The sequence below is a fragment of the Rhizobium sp. FG96 genome (assembly GCF_057808655.1).
Window position 1 is genome coordinate 256,430 of the sequence record NZ_JBMDIL010000002.1, and the last position, 19,397, is coordinate 275,826.

A 19,397-nucleotide genomic window follows, 5' to 3' on the forward strand; every position below is an offset into this window, starting at 1 on the left:
TCGAAGGACAATCCATGCAGACTTTGGGCTTTCTTGGTTTCGGCGAGGCTTCCTACAATATCGCCGAAGGCCTGCGCGACGAGGGCATCACGGGCATCCGCGCCTTCGACGCGGCCTGGCAGCGCGAGCCGAATGCCTCACTCATTCAGGAACGCGCCGGCAAGGCCGGTGTGGTCCTTGAGGCATCTGCTGCGGATCTCATCGGCAAGGTCGACATTGTCGTCTGTTCGATCAGCGCCAACATGGCGGTCCCCGTCGCCGAACAGAGCGCGCCGCTGTTGCGGCCCGAACAAATCTATGTCGACCTCAACTCGGCAGGTCCCGACACCAAGACGAGTGTCGATCGCATCATCTCGCCGCGCGCCACCTTCGTCGACGTCGCAGTCATGGGAACGGTGCCCGGAAACCGTCACAAGGTTCCGATGCTGGCATCGGGCAAAGGCGCCATTGCCATCGCTGACTATCTCAATCGCTTCGGCGCAAAGGTGACCGCGATCGACGGACCGGCAGGCAAGGCCTCGGCTTCGAAGATGTTTCGCAGCATCTTCATGAAGGGCTATGTGATGCTGCTCCTAGAGGCAGTGGTTGCCGGGCGCAAGTTCGGCCTCGAAGACGATGTGCTCGCTTCGATCCGGGCGTCGCTCACCACCGACGACTTCATCAAGCAGGCCAACGACCTGATGGCTCGCGGTGTTATCCATGCCGAGCGGCGCGAGCACGAGATGGACGAGGTCATCGCGACGCTGAACAGCCTCGGCGTCGATGCAACCATGTCCATTGCCGCGAAAGACAAGCTCGCCTGGTGCGTCAAACAGGGCTTCCGCGAACACTTCAACGCCAAGCCACCGGAAGACTACCACGACATTTTCGCCGTGCTGGCAAAGTAATAATCGGAACGGAAGGATCACCCCATGTCCAATACCGGATTTCGCATCTTCACGAAGATCAATCGCCCGGATGCGGCACTCGTCGAAGGCCTGCGCGGCCTGCCGGCCGCAAATATCGGCGACTGCCTCAACCGCTCCTCGATGCTCGACGCCCGCATTCGCAAGATCTCGAAGGGCAACTTGATCGGGCCAGCCTTTACGGTGAAAAGCCGCGCCGGCGACAATCTTCTGCTGCACAAGGCGCTCGACATGGCGCAGCCGGGCGATGTCATCGTATTCGACGCGCATGGCGACGTGACGAATGCCATCACCGGCGAACTGATGATGCAGACGGCGGTTCAAAAGAAACTCGGCGGTGTCATCATCGACGGTGCCATCCGCGATCTCGCGACGCTGAGAGACATGGACCTGGCGATCTTCGCCGCCGGTGTGACGCCGGCTGGCCCCTACAAGGACGGTCCCGGCGAAATCAACGTGCCCGTATCGATCGGCAGCGTGGTTGTTCATCCCGGTGACATCCTCGTTGGCGACGACGACGGCATTGTGGTCGTCCGCCAGGCGGACGCTGCAGAGATCGCGGAGAAGGCACGCAAGAAGCAGGCCTCTGAAGACGACAAAATGAAGTCGATCATCGGCGGCACCCTGAACACATCCTGGATCGACAAGGAACTGGCGGCCAAGGGCTGCGAGATTATCGAGGATACTTATCGCTAAGCAGGCCCAGCAGGGGAAACGGTCTCTCGAATATCGGGGGACCGGGAGCGGAGATACGTGTTGACGAAGGATAGCCGACAACCCATCTCAACGCCATGCGAAAAGAACAGAAGAATGACGTCGAACTCCTGAAAACGTGGCGGCTCGCGTCGGCAGCGACCATGGGATCGGCGGTTCGCGCCAAGGGTATCCTCCTGGAACTCCGGGCACGGGTTCCGGCCGCGGTGAAGAAGTCGCTTGATCTCGATGCGGGTGAGATCACCCTCGTGATGCCCGCCAGCCAGAAGACCGAATTCCACGCTGTATCGGCTATCGTCAGCAAGGTGCTCGACGGCATCGAGCAGCTGCCGGTGATCCCGCGCGAGATCCAGGACATCCTGACGATCACCACCAGCGAACGTCATCGCTGGCTGGCGGACGGCCGGCTGCCGAGCGCCGGAACACGAACCGTCCGGCTGAACGGCCGTGCCCGCCGGATCACCTTCCACGTCTTCGATCCGAAGGTTGTCGAGGACATTCTGGATCGGGGTGTTGTGGAGGAATGGCGCGAGGAAGACGCGATTGCCAAAGCGGAAAATCGGCGCCGCGCCGCGTATCAGGCGAAGCTGACCCGATCACTGAAAAAGAGTAAGGCAAAGAAGGCCGAGACCACGACCGACGCCAATTCACCGAAACTGGAAGGCTGGGAAGAATTCGGACGCGACGGTTTCTTGAAATAGGTCCGATCCAGGTCACTCGACGAAATACGCCCGGGCAAAGAATACCGTCGTCGTTGCTACCGCGAGCACAATGGTGAGTGCCCTGATCGCAGCAGCCGGCAGTTTCCGGCCGATATGCGCCCCAGCCCAGCCGCCAAGGAGCGCCCCGATCAACATGGGCAGGCATTGAGACCAGGCAATCGCCCCGGCTGCGACGAAAACGATGACGGCCACCGCGTTCGCGGCCGTGACCATCAGCATCCGCATCGGGTTCAATTCCTTGATCTCGCCTCCGCCGAAGACACTCCAGGCCGCCAGCATCATCAGACCGACCGCTCCACCGAAATAGCCGCCATAGACGCCGAGTAAGAACTGGACGGGGACGATGGTCGAGGTTCGGGCTGAAGCGCGGCTCCGGAAGGCCGCGCTGATCCGTCGCCCGAAAACCAGCATGAGCGTAGCGATCAGCAGCAGCCAGGGGAGGATGGCGTCGAAGACACTGGAAGGCGTCAATAGCAGCAGCACGCTGCCACAGAGCCCTCCGAGGACCGTTGCAAGCGCGATCGGCAAGACCGGCACACCGCAGACTTTGCCGAACCCGTCGCGATAGACCCAGGAGCTAGCCAATCCGCCCGGGAAAAGGGAAAATGTGCTCGTCGCGTTGGCTGCGACCGACGGTACTCCGACCGAAATCAGCGCCGGCAGGGACACGAAGGACCCGCCACCGGCCAATGCATTCATGCTGCCCGCCAGCATCCCCGCCAACAACAGAAGCAACATATCATTCATCGAGATAGCCAAGAGTTGCATGTGAGGCGTCTGAATGATGGTCTATCATTGCGCGCTCGTCGAAGCGAGGTTGCATTCGATAGGGAGCCCGCCTGATCCGGTTTACTTGTCCGGGACGCCAGGGTCCCACTCGAAATGGTCGCCATCCGCCTTGACGTGGCCGACACCAGGAAACGGCAGGTGGGGAGCAAAGACCAGTTCGTTTGACGCAACGAGCTTCTTCAGCGTGTCGACACGGGTCTTCTCGCTGCCGGCGGCGTCATTGTCGAACCCTACCGGCCATTCTGGCTTGGCAAGTGAGATGATCGAGCTGTGGACCGTGTCGCCGATATCAAGCAGCTTCTCCTTGCCGGAAACAATCTGATAGCCGACGTGACCGGGCGTGTGGCCCTTGAGCCCGACTGCCGCGATGCCGGGCGAAATATTGGCGCCGGGCCGGAAGGGTTTCACATGTCCGTCGATCACCTTGATGATATCGGCAAGCTGGCTGTTCTTTCGGGCAAAAGCCCATTCTGCTTCCGACATGCGGATCGTCGCGTTCGAGAATGCAAGCTTGCCGTCCTTGACGAGACCGCCCATGTGATCTGGATGCGAATGGGTAATGAGAATGTCCGTGACCTCGTCGGGCTTGTAGCCAGCCATCGCAAGCGACTGTTGAAGAGCGCCGCCGACACCCGTATCGATCAGGATCAGACGCTTCGGCTCCTTTACCAGGAGAGCGTCGACACTAAGGGTAATTGAATCCGCCGGCGCACCGGCCGCCTTCAACACGGCGCCGACCTCTTCAGGCGTGTGGCCGACGCCGAATGTCTTGCCGTCATTCGGGCGAACAAACTGGGCATCATGCAAGGCAACCACGTCGAACGAGCCGACCTTGAACGCCTGCGCCTCCGCCTCCTGGGCGGGCATCTGGGCGAGAGCGGCAGGCGATATGGAGAGAGCAAGGCAGAAGGCGAGAGAAGCTTTGGGGGAAAGCATGGATAAGATCCTTTCATCACCAGACGGAACGCCCCTGTCTTATGACGGTTCTGCCCACTTGGTCACTTCGAAATGTCGTGAACGCGCAGCACTAGGCTGCAGCTCGCCACCCTAAGCAACCGCATAATCGGCAATCAGCTTGCATGACAGAGCAAAGAGCGTGATCTGGATTACCCGGAAGAAGATGCCGTCCGGCAGAATTTTGGTCAGCTTCTTTCCGGCCACCGTCCCGATGATCGCCGCCGGCGCCAGCCACATGACGAGCTTGGTGTCGAAATTAGAGAATTGCTGCAATTGCCAGTAGGGAATGAGCTTGGCGGCGTTGATGATCGCGAAGAGAATGGTCGCCGTTCCCGCATAGGTCATCTTCTCGAGTTTCTGCGGCAATACATACATCTGGAAAGGCGGAGCACCCGAGTGCGAAACGAAACTGGTGAGGCCGGCAATGGAACCCCAAAACATTCCAGCCGAGACGCTGGCCCTTGCGTTCTGCGACCGGAATCGGCCGCCGAACCAGGCGTTCAAGCAGAAGACGACGCCGATGATGCCGACAAGCAGGCCGATGAAGGCGCTCGAAAGATGCGAGCTGAAGGCCCATCCGATCGCGATGCCGACAAGCGAAGCCGGGATCAGGATCTGCAGATTCCGGGCAGAATAGCTGTGGCGGTAGAGATAGAGGCCGACCATGTCGCTGGCGACAAAGATCGGCAGCAGCAGCGCGGCGGCAGTAACCGGAGAAATGACCAGGGCGAGAAGCGGAACCGACAAGCCGCCGACAGATGGAAGACCGCCCTTCGACAATCCGACAAGGAATGCCGAAAGCGCGGCGATCGCGATGATCAATGGGGAATGCTCTATCACAGGATTTCTCTAGATCGCCGGTACCGCAATAAGAACCGTCGCCTTGCTGGAGCGGACGCGTGTGCGGCTCGGCCGCTGCTCATCCGCCCTCGCGACGGCCCGGATCACCAGTTGGTCGTCAAGCCAGCGTGTAGCTGGTCTTGACCGTTGTGTAGAATTCGGCGGCGTACTTGCCCTGCTCGCGCGGGCCGTAGGATGAGCCCTTGCGGCCGCCGAAGGGAACGTGGAAGTCGACGCCTGCGGTCGGCAGGTTGACCATCACCATGCCGGCTTCGGCATTGCGCTTGAAATGCGTCGCATGCTTCAGGCTGGTGGTGGCGATGCCGGAGGACAGGCCGAAGGGCGTGTCGTTGGCGGTGGCCAGCGCTTCTTCGTAATCCTTGACGCGGATGACCGAGACGACCGGGCCGAAGATCTCTTCGCGCGAAATGCGCATCTGGTTGGTGGCTTCGGTGAAGAGCGTCGGCTGCAGGTAGAAGCCGGGGGTGTCGCGGGTCAAGAGCTCGCCGCCGAAGGCAAGCTTGGCGCCTTCCTTCTTGCCGATCTCGATATAGTCGGTGTCGGTCTTCAGCTGGCGCTCGTCGACGACGGGGCCGATATGGGTGCCGGCCTTCATCGCGTTGTCGACGACGACGGTCTTCAGCTTCTCGGTCAGCGCCGCGACGAACTTGTCGTGGATGCCTTCAGTGACGATCAGGCGCGACGATGCCGTGCAGCGCTGGCCGGTGGAGAAGAAGCCTGAGTTTGCGGCTGCTTCGACGGCAACGGTGAGGTCGGCGTCATCGAGGACGACCATCGGGTTCTTGCCGCCCATTTCCAGCTGGAACTTGCGGTTATGCTCGATGGAGGAGGTGGCGACGCGCTTGCCGGTGCCCGTGGAGCCGGTGAAGGTGATGCCGGCAATATCCGGGCTGTCGAGCATGGCCTGGCCGACGACAGAGCCCTTGCCCATGACGAGGTTCAGAACGCCCTTCGGCAGGCCCGCGCGGTGCAGGATGTCGACGATCGCCCAGGAGCAGGCGGGAACGAGTTCGGCCGGCTTGAAGACGATGGTGTTGCCGTAGCAGAGAGCCGGGGCGATCTTCCAGGCCGGGATGGCGATCGGGAAGTTCCAGGGGGTGATGATGCCGATGACGCCGAGCGGGTCACGGGTGATTTCGACGCCGATATTCGGGCGGACCGACGGCATCGTCTCACCGGCGAGACGGAGCGCTTCGCCTGCGAAGAATTCGAAGATCTGCGAGGCGCGGATGGTTTCGCCGATGGCTTCCGGAAGCGTCTTGCCTTCTTCGCGTGCCAGCAGAGCGCCGAGCTCGTCCTTGCGGGCCATGATCTCGTCGCCAGCCTTCTTCAGGATGACGCGGCGTTCCCAGATGCCGGAGCGCGACCAGGCCGGGAAGGCGGCCTTGGCGGCGGCGATGGCGTTCTTGGTGTCTTCCGAGCTCGCGCGTGCATATTCGCCGATGAGCTCGTTCGTGTCGGAGGGGTTGATGTTGCGCGTGACGTCCGCGCCTCCAACCCATTCGCCGGCGATCAGGTTCTGATGAATTGTCATTGATCTCTGCTTTCTGGAACTTCTTAGGAAAATGCCGGGGCGGCTGCGAAAGTGCCGGTGCCCAGGTCACGTGCGAGTCTCGAAATCTTGTCGAAGAGATCGTCGCTGACCTCCAACCCGTTCGCCATCTGGCGCCGTTTTTCGGCCATTGCCCGCTCCCCGGGCAGACGGACGCCGCGCGATCCTTCCGCCGGCCGGCTTGCCTTGCATCGTCTCGCAAATTCCGTCGTTTCGGCAAGAAAGGCGGATGAGCCCGAAAAGGCCGCGGGATCGATGAGCTGCAGGAACACGCCTTGTGCACCGCGCTGTTTCGGGTTCAGCCGCCCGTGCCCGGAAAGGGCGAGCGCGAAGGCTTCCACCATGATGCCGAAGCCGAAGCCTTTGTAGCCGAAATCCTCGCCGCCGAGCGACACGATGGTGCCAGGCGGATCGGCGCGCAGCGCGGCCGCGTCGTCCGTCGGTCTGCCGCGGTTGTCGATGACCCATTTGCCGGGGAGTGGCTTGGTCGGATCGGCGCTCTGCACCTGCGCATTGGAAACCAGCGAGGTGCATTGATCGATCAGGATCGGATCGGCGAGCGTCGGGATGGCTGCCGCGATCGGGTTGGAGGTCAGCACGGGATCGGCACCGCCGAAGGGCGCGACCGAGGCGACGCCGGGATCCGTCACCATCATCAGGCCAAGATAGCCGCGGCGCGCCGGCTCCTCCAGATAGGCCTGCAGGCTGCCGATATGCGAGCAATTGGCAATGCTGGCGGTCACGACAGGCGTCTTCTCGATCTTCTCATAGAGGGACCGGATCGCCTTGCGAACGACATAGGCACCCGGCAGCCGGTGCGCCTGCCAGTTGAGCGTCGAAGTATCCTCGCGGACCACAGTGATCTCGCCGTCCTTGGTAATCAGATCCTTGGAAAGTCTGTCGAGATAGGTCGGCAGCATGGCGAGCCCGTGGGTGCGATGCCCCATCAGATCGCTCTCGATCATGATATGGCTCATCTCGTCCGCAAAATCGCGTCTCAGGCCGGCTGCCTGCAGCAGGCCCGAGACATCCGACCTGGCCCTCTCGACATTGAGGTTTTTCATTGCAGTTCCTTTCCCTGCGGATCAGGCATGTTGGGCGGCTGTGGGTTCCATCCTGTGCATCCAGGATGGAATTTCCCCGGCGCTCAGCAATTTGCGTGTGTATTCGTCCCGCGGCGAGAGGAAGAGGTCGTCGGTCCGGCCATATTCAACAATCCTGCCAGCCTTCATGACGACGATCTCGTCGGCAAAACTGCGCACGACAGGAAGGTCGTGGGTGATGAAGATGTAGGAGAGATCGAGCCTGTCGCGGAGTTCGGCAAGCAACGCGATCACCTGCGCCTGGATGGAGACATCGAGTGCCGAAACCGCTTCGTCGCAGATGATGATCTTCGGCTCGGACGCCAGGGCGCGCGCGATCGCGATGCGCTGGCGCTGCCCGCCGGAGAACTGGTGCGGGTATCGCTCCGCATGATCCGGCGCCAGTCCGACCAGCAAAAGCAGTTCCCGCACACGGGCTCCCCAGCGATCCCGGCCCAGGATGTCACGATGGATCGCGAGCGGCTCCGAAATCAGCTCGGCAACCGTCATCTTCGGATTGAGCGAGCCATAGGGATCCTGGAAGACCATCTGCACGTCGCGCCTGAAGGCCAGCAGTTCCTTGCCGCGCAACGAGAAGACGTCTTTGCCCTTGTATTCGACTGTACCGGACGTCGGATCTGACAGGCGCATCAGCAGCCGGGCGATCGTCGATTTTCCCGAACCGGATTCGCCGACGATCCCGAGGGTCTGTTTGGGACGGAGGGTGAAATTGGCGTGATCGACCGCAAGCAGCTTCTCGGCACTTCCACCGATCAGACCGCTCGACAGATGATATTCCTTGCAGAGATCGCGCACGACCATGAGCGGCGGCTGCAAACCGTCGATGCTCTTGCTGCGCTGCTGTTTCTCGACGTTGGGGATCGCGGCCAGCAGCTGGCGCGTGTAAGGCGCCTGCGGATTGGTGAAGGCCTCGCGCACACCGCCTGCCTCGACGATCTTGCCGTCCTTGATGATCGCAACCTTGTCGGCCATCAGACCGGCAACGGCAAGGTCATGAGTGATGAGGATCAGGCCCATGCCCATCTCGCGCTGCAGTTCCTTGAGCAGCTCAAGGATCTGGCGCTGAACCGTGACGTCGAGGGCAGTCGTCGGCTCGTCGGCGATGATCAGCTTCGGCGAGAGGGCGAGCGCCATCGCGATCATCACGCGCTGGCGCTGTCCACCGGAAAACTGATGCGGATACTGGGCCGCACGCGCTGCGGCATTCGGAATGCCGACGCGCTCCATCAGCGCGATCGCCTTCTGCATGGCTTCCGACTGGCTCGCCGCCTTCCCGTGTATCCGGAAGACCTCGGCGATCTGCCAGCCGACACTGTAGACCGGGTTCAGATGCGCCAGCGGATCCTGGAAGATGATGGCGATCTCTGAACCGTTGATCTTGCGCCGCTGCTCGGCGGTCATCCTGAGGAGATCCCTGCCCTCGAAGCGGACGGTGCCTGAGGTGATCCTTCCCGGCGGAGCATCGAGGATATTCATGATGACCGAGGCGCTGACGCTCTTTCCCGAACCGGATTCGCCGAGGATCGCCAGCGTTTCGCCTCGCTCGACACTCAGGCTGACCCCGTCCACAGCCTTCACCACACCTTGCGGGCCTGAGAATTCGACCTTGAGATCATCGATTTCCAGCAGTCGATTGTTTGCCTGCGTCATTTCTTTCGACCTCCTTCGAGGCGCCAGCGCTGTTGTGGATCGGTGGCGATCCTCAGCCAGTTGGACAGGATGTTGAGCGAGAGGGCGGTCAGCATGATTGCGAGGCCGGGCCAGAACGAGAGCCACCATGCCCGCGAGATATAGTTCCGTCCGGTTGCGACCATCGAACCCCAGGTGAAATCGGGCGCCTGTACGCCGAGCCCCAGGAAACTCAGACCGGATTCCGTGATGATCACAGCAGCGAAATCGACGGCCGCGATGGTCAGCAGCGTCGGCAGGATGATCGGCACGATGTGCTTGAGAATAACGCGTGCAGAGGAAGCACCCATCGCAACGGCTGCAGTCACGAAGACGCGGCTGCGCACTTCCATCACCTCGGCCCTCGTGGTGCGCAAATAGACCGGGATGCGGGTGATCGCGAGCACGATGACGAGGTTGGTGACACTTGGGCCGAGCACATAGAGCACGACCAGCGCCGTCAGAAGCGACGGAAAGCTCATGATCATGTCGGTAACGCGCATAATGAGATCGCTGACCAGCCCGCCCCGATAGCCGGCGATGAGCCCGAGAAGTGCCCCGATGACAACGGAAGTGATAACCGCCGACAGCGCGACCGCGAGCGTCGTCTGCGCACCGACGATGATGCGGGCGAGAAGGCTGCGGCCAAGGTTATCGCCGCCGAGAACGTAGAGGAAACCCTTGTCGAACGAGGGGGGTGCGTTGCGCCCGGCGAGGTTGAGGGCGTTTGCCGCGTTGCCGATCAGATAGGGACCGACCAGGCAGGTGATCGCGACGATCAGCAGGAAGATCGCGGCGGCTGTCGCGAACTTGTCGGCCCATAGAAGCGACAGGACGGTGCGCGCTCCGGACGGTTTTTTCGGAGTGCCGATGGCTTTGGTGCTTTCTGCGAGATAGGTCATGCATGCCTCACGCGCGGATCGAGGATGGCGTAGGTGATGTCGAGCAGGATGTTGAGGAGGAGGATCGCGCCTGCGGTAACCAGGATGGCTGCCTGGATGACAGCGAAGTCACGCTGCATGATGGCGTCGATCATCAGGCGGCCAATGCCCGGCCAACCGAAGACAGTCTCGACAATGACGGCTCCATTCAGGAGATTGGCCGCAAGATCGCCGGCAACCGTGATGACCGGCAGCATCGAATTGCGCAGCGCGTGGACGAAGACGATCTTGGTCTGCGTCGCGCCCTTGGCATAAGCGGTCTTCACATAGGCGGATGAAAGCGCGCTGATCATCGACCCACGGACGACTTGGCCAAGCAGGCCGAATGGGCGCAGCGCCAGGACGAAAAGCGGCATGATCCAGTAGAGCGGGCCGCCGACGCCCGATGTCGGTAGCCAGCCGAGCTGAACCGAGAAGATGATCACGAGGATGATCGCTACCCAGAAGTCCGGAGTGCTGGCACCGGCAAGCGACAGGATACTGATCAGCCGATCGAAGACGCCGCCCGGTTTGCGGGCTGCAAGAGAACCGCAGATGATGGCGCCGACAAAAGCAAGACCGAGAGCGATGAGCACCAGCTTCAGCGTCTGCGGAAATGCTTCGAGAGCGATGTCCATGGCCGAGCGCTGCTGGCTCAGCGATGTGCCGAAATCCAGATGCAGGAGATCGAAGACATAGCGGCCAAACTGGATATAGACCGGGTCGCTGAAACCATGGAGCTGCGAGAATGCTTCACGATCGGCCGGTGAGGCGTCGATCGGAAGGAACAGATAGGAGGGATCGCCGGTCATCCGCGAGAGGAAGAAGACGAGCAGCAACAGGCCCGCCATCGAAAGCAGAGTGAAAAGCGAACGCTTGAAGAATCTCATGGCCTCTTCCTTGCGCTAAGGTTTTGATGGGTGCGGCCCGTCGGGCCGCACCGTGACACCGCGACTTATTCGCTCGTCTTGAAGCGAATCTGAGAGAGGTCGATCTCGCTGTTGGTTGCGAGAGAGGGCTTCCAGTCGAGGCGGGGATTGACCCGGGTATAGCCGATCATGTGGTACATGTAGATATCGGCGACGATGTCGTCGTGCAGCAGCGCGAACAGGTCCTGAAACGCCTTGGTGCGCTCCTCGCCGGTCGCAGGCTCCGCCGTGTCGATCAATTCATCGACACGCTTGTCGTAGACCGCAGAGTTGACGCCGTCCGAGTCATACTTGTTGAAGGCGGTGAACGTCGCGTCGCCGAGCAGGTTGTCGTGCTGATCCTGGTGCAGGTTCGGCATGTCGGGCTCGGGGAACGGCCGGTTCTGATAACGAAGCCAGTTGCCCGTATCGAACATCTTGATCTCCGTCTTCAGGCCGATTTCGGTCCACATCGCCTGCATCGCTTCCAGAGCCTCGCCGGCATTGACGTAGATTTCGTTGCGGCCGATGATCGTGATCGGCTTGTCGACGGGAACACCGTCTGCACGGGCTTCCTCGATCAGCTTCTTGGCCTTTTCGGGATCGTAGGGGAATGGCTTGATATCGGCATTGAAGCCATTGACGTTCGGACCGACCAGCTGCTCGGAGAGCTTGGCCTGATCGCCGAAGAGCACCTTCAATCCCTCGCGGTCGATCGCGAGATTGAGCGCCAGGCGTACGCGCCTGTCGTTCAGCGGCGCGACATTGGTGCTGATACGCAGACGCGTGGTCTCGCCATTCGGATAGGCAAGATCGGTTTTCGGGTTATCGGCGTCCGCGACCGAGATGATGGGGGTCAGGTCCGCCTCGCCTCTTGCGACCATGGCCGCGCGCAGCGCGGATTCGGAGCGCCAGACGAATTTCGCCCCCGCAACGACGGGCTTGTCGCCCCAATAATCATCGCGGCGCTCGAGCGTGATATCGGTGCCCGCATTCCACGACGTCATGGCATAGGGTCCGGTGCCGACCGGCGCGCGGCTTGCTCCTTGCAGCTGCATTTTCGGCGAGCTCATTTGTACGACGCTCATCATGATCGGGAAGATCGGGATCGGCTTGCTGGTCTTGATATCGACGACATAGTCGCTGACGATATTGGTCTCGAGATTGACGCCGCCAAGCGTCTGCTGCTTGGTGTTGCAGGTCATGTCCTTGCGCTGCAGGCGATCGATCGACGAGGCAACGGCCTTGGCGTCGAAGGGCGCACCATCGGAAAACTTCACGCCTTCTCGCAGATGGAAGCGCCAGGTATCCGGAGCCGCCTGCTCCCATTTCGTCGCCAGTTCCGGCTTCACCTCGCCGCTCTGCGGATCGATGACCGTCAACGGCTCGGTGATGTTCTGGATGAGCACACGGCCGATGCTCGAATGTTTCGATTCGCACGGCTCAAGAGACGGCGGCTCTTCGGGCAGCACGACCGTGACGGTCTCGTTGGCAGCATTCGCCGGCGCGGCAATGGCGCCGGCAGACAGAATGGTCGATACGCTCAGAAGTAAAAGATAAGTCGTTCCCTTCAGCATGTTTTCCTCCCATGCTCTGAAAAAGTGGGCGGCGCCCTCCCGGCGCCGCAAATTGGGTCAAGCGGCCTTCCGGAATGATCCGATCAGCCCTTCTGCCTTCAGCAGCGAGGACAGCGTCTCGTTCTGCGCCGCTGTCAGCGGCCATGCCGAGGGTGCGCGTGTACGGCCGCAGTCGTGGCCCATCAGCTGAAGAGCAGCCTTGACGCCGGTGACATTGGTTCCGTTCATTTCCTGGGCGCGCACCTCTTCGAAGGCGCTCATGCGGCGGATGAGCTTGCCGGCTTCGACATAGTCTCCCGCATCCAATGCCTTGTGGATCGCGACAGAATGTTCCGGCCAGACATTGATGAGACCGGACGTAAAGCCTCTCGCACCGACGGCGTAGAAGGGCGGCGCCCAGGTTTCTGCCAGTCCGCCGACCCACACGATATGCGACGGCGTATTCTGGATGGTTTCTGCAAGCTTCATCGGATTGGGCGTGGCCCATTTGACACCGATGACGCCTTCCAGATTGCAGATATCCTGGATGGCCTTCAGGCCGATCTGGTCGTTGCGTAGATAGAGCACCAGCGGAAGGCCGCCGCTCGCGTCGTACACGCGCTTCACATATTCGACGATGCCGCGCGGCGCGACGAAGGGATCCGGCGGCTGATGGATCATCAATGCATCCGCACCCGCTTCGGCCGAAGTCTTGGCAAGACGGCAGGCATCCTTGATAGAGCGTCCGATACCGGCAAGCAGCGCCACCCGGCCGTCGATGTGTTCGGCTGCTGCGCGCACCATGGTTTCGGCTTCATCGGTCGTCAGGGCGTAGAACTCGCCCGTATTGCCGTTAGAAACGAGAATATGAACCCCGGCTTCGACGGCGCGGTCTACCACCGGCCGCAAAAGTAACGGGTTTAGTTCGTCCTTCGCATCGAACGGCGTGACGAGGATTCCCGAAATTCCAGTCAGAGCTTTGGCGAGATCAAATCCGGCGCCCATGCAAACCTCCCTTTCATTGGCTTAGCTGAGAGGATGCTAGGTGGGCGATTGATAAACGTCCATTTCATATAACCACTTAATCAATTCATAAAATGTATCAATCGCGAGAGGCAAAAGAAAAGGCGGGGAACGCTCCCCGCCTCTGCTTTATTCAATCGTTTTAATGGCTTATCAGCTGCCCGAGCGCTCGGTGATTTCGGGAAAATAGAGATCTTCCCATTTTTCCGGTCCGGTCGGAATGATGCCGGCGCGATGCATGAACTGAACGACCGGCAGTGTGCCCTGCGGGGTCGCCGAAAATACCGTTCCCTTCTCGTTCAACACCCCGAGAACCTCGTCGACGGTGAGCTTGTCCTTGCTGACGCGCAGATAGAGTTTCGCCGCCTCTTCCTTGTTCTTGTTGATGAAGTCGTCGGCCTCGTCGAGAGCGGCTATCAGCGCCTTGATGGCGACGGGGTTCGCATCGTGGAAGGTCTGGTTCGTGAACATGATGTTGTTGACGACGGGCACATCCGAGAGCTCGGAGGAATCGAAGACCTTGTGAATCCGGGGGTCGCGCAGGGCGAGAACCGAATAGGGCGGCGTCGAGAAATGCGTGTTTACTTCATGCTGCGGATTGAGCAGCGCCTGCAACGCATCGGGGTGAGAGAGCTGGACCGTCTGACTGTCGAGTTTCTTCCGGCCCTCTTCACCATAGAGTTTTTCGAGCGCCATGGAGAGTGCCACCGCCTGGTTCGAAACCTTGACCGTCGGTACGGCGATGCGGTCGTTGGCAGTGAAATCCTTGAGGCTCTTGACGTCGGGATTACGCGACAGGAGCGGCAGGGCAATGCCTCCAACGCCCGCTACGCCCTTGACCGAGCCCTTGGTCCGCGACCAGAGGATCGCAAAATTGGTCAGGCCCGCGGAGACGAATTCGACATTGCCCGAGATCAGCGCATCTGTCGTCGCGCCGCCATTGGCGAAGGTGATCCACTTTGCCGTAAGGTCGGGCTGGCCGAGTTCGGCGGCATGTTTTTCAAACAGCTTCTGTTCTTCCATCACCATGGACGGAAGATTGTTCATCTGCAGCTGCTTGGCAAAGCGAACTTCTTCGGCAGATGCACCAGCTCCCGCCATGACGGCGGCTGCGGCCAAAAGACTGATGGCAATTTTTCTCATTTGTTCTCCTCCTTATTGCAAGTGGTTGTGACAGCTGCCGGCATCCCCCAGCTGTCACCAGGCTCAGTTCTGCACGCCCCATTTCTGAATGGTGTGGCGTTCGATCGTTCTGAAGATCAGGTTCTCGACAATGAGGCCGATCATAATGACCGCCAGCAATCCGGCGAAGACAGCGGGAATGTCGAGGACGTTGCGGTTTTCGAAAATGTACCAGCCAAGGCCGCCCTCACCCGAGGACACGCCGAACACCAGCTCGGCCGCGATCAGCGTGCGCCAGGCAAATGCCCAGCCGATCTTGAGGCCGGTCAGGATGGTCGGAAATGCCGCCGGCACGAGGATCTTGAACACATATCGCAATCCGTTGATCTCGTAATTGCGGCCAACCATGCGGATCGTCTGGGAAACGCCGCGGAAGCCCGAATGCGTGTTCAGCGCGACCGCCCACATGACCGAATGCACGAGCACGAAGACCAGGCTGCCGATCCCGAGACCGAACCAAATGAGAGCCAGGGGCAGAAGCGCGATCGCCGGGAGCGGATTGAACGTCGCGGTCAGCGTCTCGAGCAGATCGGTACCGAGGCGCGTGTTGATGGCCAGGATCGTCAGGGCAGAAGCCAAGGTAACGCCGATGCCGTAGCCGAGTACGAGGATTTTCAGCGACGCCCAGGTCCGCTCGATCAGCACGCCATTACCGATCGAGGTCCAAAGCGACGACAGGGTCTCCGTCAGGGTCGGAAACAGCAACGGGTTCCCAAGGATCCGCGCATAGGTTTCCCAGATCGCTGCGAGCACGAGAAGGATGAAGGTCTTGCGCACCGCGCCGTTCGCCCAGAAGAGCTCGAAGCCGCTGAGGCGAACCTGGAGATCGGCCGTCCCGGTGCTTTCCTTCATCTGAGGCCGCATGATGATCGTATGCTGCATCTCAGTGTTCCTCCCCTGTCCCTGCGAAAAGCAGGTCGTGTATTTCCTTTTCCAGCTGCGCGGCAGAGCCATCGGCAGCACTCACCTTGTCGACGTCGCAGACCTCCGCCTTCACCCGGCCCGGATGCGGCGACAGAAGCAGGATGCGATTGCCGATCTTGATTGCTTCACCGATCGAATGGGTGACGAACAGCACGGTGAATTTGGTCTCTTCCCAAAGGCGCAGCAGCTCGTCCTGGCAGGTGCGGCGGGTCAATGCGTCGAGCGCGGCGAACGGCTCGTCCATCAGCAGCACATCAGGCTCCATCGCCATGCCGCGCGCAATCGAGACGCGCTGCTTCATGCCACCGGACAGCATGTGCGGATAGCTGTCGACGGCACGGCTCAGCCCGACCTTGTCGATATAGTGGCGGGCCTTCTGTTCGGCTTCCTTGGCCGGCAGTTTTGCGGCGTTCAGCAGCGGGAACATGACGTTACCGAGCACCGTCTTCCATGGCAGGAGCTGGTCGAATTCCTGGAAGACCATCATGCGGTCGGCGCCCGGCTTGGTAACCGTGCGGCCATTGATGGTGATCGTGCCCTCATCGGGCCGGAGATAACCGCCGACGGCCTTCAGAAGCGTCGACTTTCCGCAACCCGACGGTCCCAGCAGAATGAAGCGATCGCTGCGGTTGACGTTGAAGGTCACGCCTTCCGTCGCCGTTATCATCAGCTGCTGGGTCTTGTATCTGAGGGTGACATTGTTGACTTCCACGAGCGGGGAAGCCGCCGCTTGCTCACCCATGCGGCTCGAAGGCCTGCTTACTGCATTCATCTGCGACGCTCCTCTCGTCTTATGCCTGCGCCGGGGCCCGAGGCCCCGGCGGCGTATATTAGTAATTCGTCTTGCGGGAGACGGTCCCGCTGCGCAACCGAAAAGATCAGCCGGCGACGATGCTTTCCGTGGCCAGGTGATTGCGCTTGATCAGCGCCGCGTCGTATTCGACGCCGATGCCTGGCCGGTTCGGAACCGTCAGCGTGCCGTCCTTGGCGATGCTGTTGACGTTGTCGCTATAGCCGCAGACGTAGATCTCCGGAGACGGATCGAGCATCGCCGGCGAAACGTTGGCGCATTCGTACATCGTCGTGCTCTGCATGGCAGCGATCAGGTGACGATGCACGGGGCTCGGGCCGTGCATTTCGACCGAGACGCCGAGCGATTCCGCAAACCGGATGGTCTTGAGGCAACCGGTGACGCCGAGGTCATAATGGGCGTCGGCGCGCAGGATGTCGGTGCCGCCGTTCAGCAGGAAGTCGGCCTTGGCTTCGGGGCCGGTTACGTGCTCGGTCTGGAGGATCGGGATGGTCAGCGCCTCGCGCAGCGCCTTGTGCTGATAGATGCCGACACCGAGCGGGCGCATCGGGTCTTCGAACCAGCGGAACCCGGCATCTTCACAAGCCTTGCCGACGAAGATCGCGTCGCTGAGGGAATCGAAGACACAGGCCGGGTCGAGCATCAGTTCGGTTCGTTCGCCGAGCTTCTCGCGCATGTAGCGGACGTTTTCGGCTTCCTCCCACTTGTTGCCTTCGTGCCAGCTGTGCATCTTGAAACCCTTCCAGCCCTTTTCCTTGAGGCCGAGGAAGAACTCGACAACGGCTTCCTTGTTCGGAAGGTTGTCGAGCCGGTCGCCATTGTGGCAGGACGCGTAAGCCGGGATCGTTTCGCGGAAGCCGCCAAGCATCTGCGAGAGGCTGGCATTGTAGGCCTTGCCTGCGAGGTCCCAGAGCGCGTTGTCGATGAAGCTCAGGCCGTAGGAATTCGACGGGCGGCCGGCGCGCCGCGCGGTGCGCCAGATCAGCTCGCGCTCATGCCAGCGGTTGCCGACGGCAACCTTGGCGGCGACGATCGCCTGATCGAGGGTGCCCGTCGTTGCAAAGTTTGCATATTCGCCAACCAGGCCATCGGACGTGAAGATGCGGATCATCAGCACCGGCCGGGTATAGACGGCGCCCGGTGTGTAGACCATCGATCCACCGATGACGTTGGACTTGTAGTTGCGCGCGAAGTTCTTGACGTCGACGCTGAATGTCGTGACCTCGATCTTGTCGATGGTCCCGGAGGTCAGCGACGCCGTGTCAGCATCGCTCTTCTTGAAGTGGGTGGTCATGCTCGCTCCCTATCTATGCACTTGATCCGGGGGCAAACATCTCATCGGGATCGATACAGGTCCAATCGCAATAGAGGATTGATTGATACCGAACTCATATCGATCAATCAGTCATCTATGGCTGCATGCTGGATGATGATATCGCGCGCCATTGTCGTCACCGGATTGTCGTTGCCGCGACGCCAGGCCAGGAAGACTTCTACCTTGGCCTCTTCGGGCAAGGCGATTTCCCGGAAGATAACGTTTGATAGTCCCAGCACCTTGGAGGAACGCGGGACGAGTGCACAACCGGATCCGGCACTGACGAGCGCAAGGATCGTATGGGTCTGTCCGAGATACTGGGTAAAGCGCGGCCGCACGCCGGCATAGTTGAAGATCGGCGCCAGAATTTCGTAGGTGTACCAACCGTCGGCTGGCGAATACATCACGAAAGGCTGGTCATCGAGATCACTGAGTTCCAGCACCTCCTTGCCAGCAAGCCGATGATCCTTGTGGACCGCGAGGACAAACCTCTCGCGCTGAACACATGCAAGCTCCAGGCGCTCCTTCTCGCGGGGCAGGCGCACCAGCCCAAGATCGGTTCGCCCCGCATGAAGCGCCTCGATTTGCTCGATTGTCAGCATTTCATGCAGGAGCAGGTTTACGCCTGGTGCATTGTCCCCAACCGCGCGGATGACCCGCGGCATCATCGCGAAAGCGGCAACTGGAATGAAGCCGAACGAAATACTGCCGTGCTTTCCGGCCTCCGCCTGACGCGCAGTCAGCGCCGCCGCTTCGGCTCGCTTCAGCAGATCCTGTGCCTCGACGAAGAAAGACCGCCCTGCTGCCGTCAGACGTACCGAACGGCTCGTGCGCTCGAACAATTTAACGTTCAGATCGTCCTCAAGCAGCTGGATCTGCCGGCTGAGTGGTGGCTGCGTCATATGCAGATGCTCCGCGGCACGCCGGAAATTCAATTCCCGGGCAACGGCTACGAAGCATCTGAGCTGGCTTAATTCAAACAATGTTGGCCCCCGGCCTGCGCCTGCTGGTCGAAGGCCATAAGTAGCTCAGGTAACTATCCGTAGAAAGCGGACTGCTTCGAATTGTTTTCTTCCGAATCCAAAACGCGCTCATGCCGATTTACGGGTAACTTCGGACAGCCGGAAGCTAGACTTTGCTCTCGAAGGAGCCTCAGCCCATCCGTCGATGCCCGGCTAATTATTGCGGGAGAGCGCCCTTCCACATCGGTACGGATGGCTTGCCCGCTCATCATTCCTGAGCCACACCTTCGGTCAGCCCGTCATAGACTTCCATCAATGCATTGGTGATTGCCTGCCCAAGTGCGGCACCCGCAGCGCGGACGTCGTTCTCGTCGCCGTCGCGCGCCGACCTGGCAAGCTCGAAGCCCTGTTCGCTGACGATCAGTTTGGCGACTTCGATCGCCCACTGGCCGAAATCGCCGCGATTTCCAATCTGGATCTGTTCTTCCACGCCGCTCTCCTTCGCTCGTTGGCCTCCATCTAGCG

Annotated in this window: 19 protein-coding genes; 3 read left to right on the top strand and 16 right to left on the bottom strand. The window is 60.7% G+C overall.

Annotation, left to right across the window (positions count from 1 at the left end):
- Positions 1 to 14: 14 nt before the first annotated feature.
- The 3 genes from ACODR6_RS04480 to ACODR6_RS04490 all read left to right on the top strand — a co-directional run bounded on the left by ACODR6_RS04480 (position 15) and on the right by ACODR6_RS04490 (position 2,320).
- A complete protein-coding gene (locus ACODR6_RS04480; protein WP_489021064.1) occupies positions 15 to 887 on the top strand; it encodes an NAD(P)-dependent oxidoreductase in 873 nt (290 codons plus the stop codon).
- A 24-nt stretch (positions 888 to 911) separates the two neighbouring features.
- Entirely contained in the window at positions 912 to 1,601 is a 690-nt protein-coding gene (locus ACODR6_RS04485) for an RraA family protein (protein ID WP_489021066.1), read from the top strand.
- Positions 1,602 to 1,696: 95 nt separating this feature from the next.
- Positions 1,697 to 2,320: a hypothetical protein gene (locus tag ACODR6_RS04490; RefSeq protein ID WP_489021068.1), complete on the top strand. Its 624-nt coding sequence runs from the start codon at positions 1,697 to 1,699 to the stop codon at positions 2,318 to 2,320.
- A 12-nt stretch (positions 2,321 to 2,332) separates the two neighbouring features.
- Here ACODR6_RS04490 and ACODR6_RS04495 read toward each other — a convergent pair whose 3' ends face one another.
- The 16 genes from ACODR6_RS04495 to ACODR6_RS04570 form a co-directional block, all read right to left on the bottom strand.
- The gene (locus tag ACODR6_RS04495; RefSeq protein WP_489021070.1) at positions 2,333 to 3,088 is read right to left on the bottom strand and encodes a sulfite exporter TauE/SafE family protein; all 756 of its coding nucleotides are present in this window, start codon (positions 3,086 to 3,088) and stop codon (positions 2,333 to 2,335) included.
- A 102-nt stretch (positions 3,089 to 3,190) separates the two neighbouring features.
- Positions 3,191 to 4,066, bottom strand: coding sequence for an MBL fold metallo-hydrolase (locus ACODR6_RS04500; protein ID WP_489021072.1), 876 nt, complete (start codon positions 4,064 to 4,066; stop codon positions 3,191 to 3,193).
- Positions 4,067 to 4,177: 111 nt separating this feature from the next.
- A complete protein-coding gene (locus ACODR6_RS04505; protein WP_489021074.1) occupies positions 4,178 to 4,927 on the bottom strand; it encodes a sulfite exporter TauE/SafE family protein in 750 nt (249 codons plus the stop codon).
- 118 nt (positions 4,928 to 5,045) lie between these two features.
- On the bottom strand, positions 5,046 to 6,482 hold the full coding sequence (locus ACODR6_RS04510; protein ID WP_489021076.1) for an aldehyde dehydrogenase family protein: 1,437 nt from the start codon (positions 6,480 to 6,482) through the stop codon (positions 5,046 to 5,048).
- Positions 6,483 to 6,505: 23 nt separating this feature from the next.
- Entirely contained in the window at positions 6,506 to 7,564 is a 1,059-nt protein-coding gene (locus ACODR6_RS04515; RefSeq protein WP_489021078.1) for an Ldh family oxidoreductase, read from the bottom strand.
- Positions 7,565 to 7,585: 21 nt separating this feature from the next.
- Positions 7,586 to 9,253 carry an ABC transporter ATP-binding protein gene (locus tag ACODR6_RS04520; protein WP_489021080.1) on the bottom strand — a complete coding sequence of 556 codons (1,668 nt, stop codon included), beginning with the start codon at positions 9,251 to 9,253 and terminating at the stop codon, positions 7,586 to 7,588.
- Positions 9,250 to 10,173 (bottom strand): ABC transporter permease, encoded by a 924-nt coding sequence (locus tag ACODR6_RS04525; RefSeq protein WP_489021082.1) that lies wholly within the window; start codon positions 10,171 to 10,173, stop codon positions 9,250 to 9,252. Before ACODR6_RS04525 ends, ACODR6_RS04520 begins: the two co-directional genes overlap by 4 nt.
- On the bottom strand, positions 10,170 to 11,081 hold the full coding sequence (locus ACODR6_RS04530) for an ABC transporter permease (RefSeq protein ID WP_489021084.1): 912 nt from the start codon (positions 11,079 to 11,081) through the stop codon (positions 10,170 to 10,172). Before ACODR6_RS04530 ends, ACODR6_RS04525 begins: the two co-directional genes overlap by 4 nt.
- Before the next feature lie 65 nt (positions 11,082 to 11,146).
- Positions 11,147 to 12,676: an ABC transporter substrate-binding protein gene (locus ACODR6_RS04535; RefSeq protein WP_489021086.1), complete on the bottom strand. Its 1,530-nt coding sequence runs from the start codon at positions 12,674 to 12,676 to the stop codon at positions 11,147 to 11,149.
- A 57-nt stretch (positions 12,677 to 12,733) separates the two neighbouring features.
- Positions 12,734 to 13,660 (bottom strand): dihydrodipicolinate synthase family protein, encoded by a 927-nt coding sequence (locus ACODR6_RS04540; RefSeq protein WP_489021088.1) that lies wholly within the window; start codon positions 13,658 to 13,660, stop codon positions 12,734 to 12,736.
- Positions 13,661 to 13,831: 171 nt separating this feature from the next.
- Positions 13,832 to 14,821 (bottom strand): ABC transporter substrate-binding protein, encoded by a 990-nt coding sequence (locus tag ACODR6_RS04545; protein ID WP_489021090.1) that lies wholly within the window; start codon positions 14,819 to 14,821, stop codon positions 13,832 to 13,834.
- 63 nt (positions 14,822 to 14,884) lie between these two features.
- Positions 14,885 to 15,724 carry an ABC transporter permease gene (locus ACODR6_RS04550; protein ID WP_489021529.1) on the bottom strand — a complete coding sequence of 280 codons (840 nt, stop codon included), beginning with the start codon at positions 15,722 to 15,724 and terminating at the stop codon, positions 14,885 to 14,887.
- A 19-nt stretch (positions 15,725 to 15,743) separates the two neighbouring features.
- Positions 15,744 to 16,526: an ABC transporter ATP-binding protein gene (locus ACODR6_RS04555; RefSeq protein WP_489021531.1), complete on the bottom strand. Its 783-nt coding sequence runs from the start codon at positions 16,524 to 16,526 to the stop codon at positions 15,744 to 15,746.
- Positions 16,527 to 16,662: 136 nt separating this feature from the next.
- Positions 16,663 to 17,889, bottom strand: a complete 1,227-nt coding sequence (locus ACODR6_RS04560) for an enolase C-terminal domain-like protein (protein WP_489021092.1) — start codon at positions 17,887 to 17,889, stop codon at positions 16,663 to 16,665.
- A 107-nt stretch (positions 17,890 to 17,996) separates the two neighbouring features.
- Positions 17,997 to 18,893, bottom strand: a complete 897-nt coding sequence (locus tag ACODR6_RS04565; protein WP_489021094.1) for a LysR family transcriptional regulator — start codon at positions 18,891 to 18,893, stop codon at positions 17,997 to 17,999.
- A gap of 247 nt (positions 18,894 to 19,140) precedes the next feature.
- Entirely contained in the window at positions 19,141 to 19,362 is a 222-nt protein-coding gene (locus ACODR6_RS04570; RefSeq protein ID WP_489021096.1) for a hypothetical protein, read from the bottom strand.
- Positions 19,363 to 19,397 lie beyond the last annotated feature (35 nt).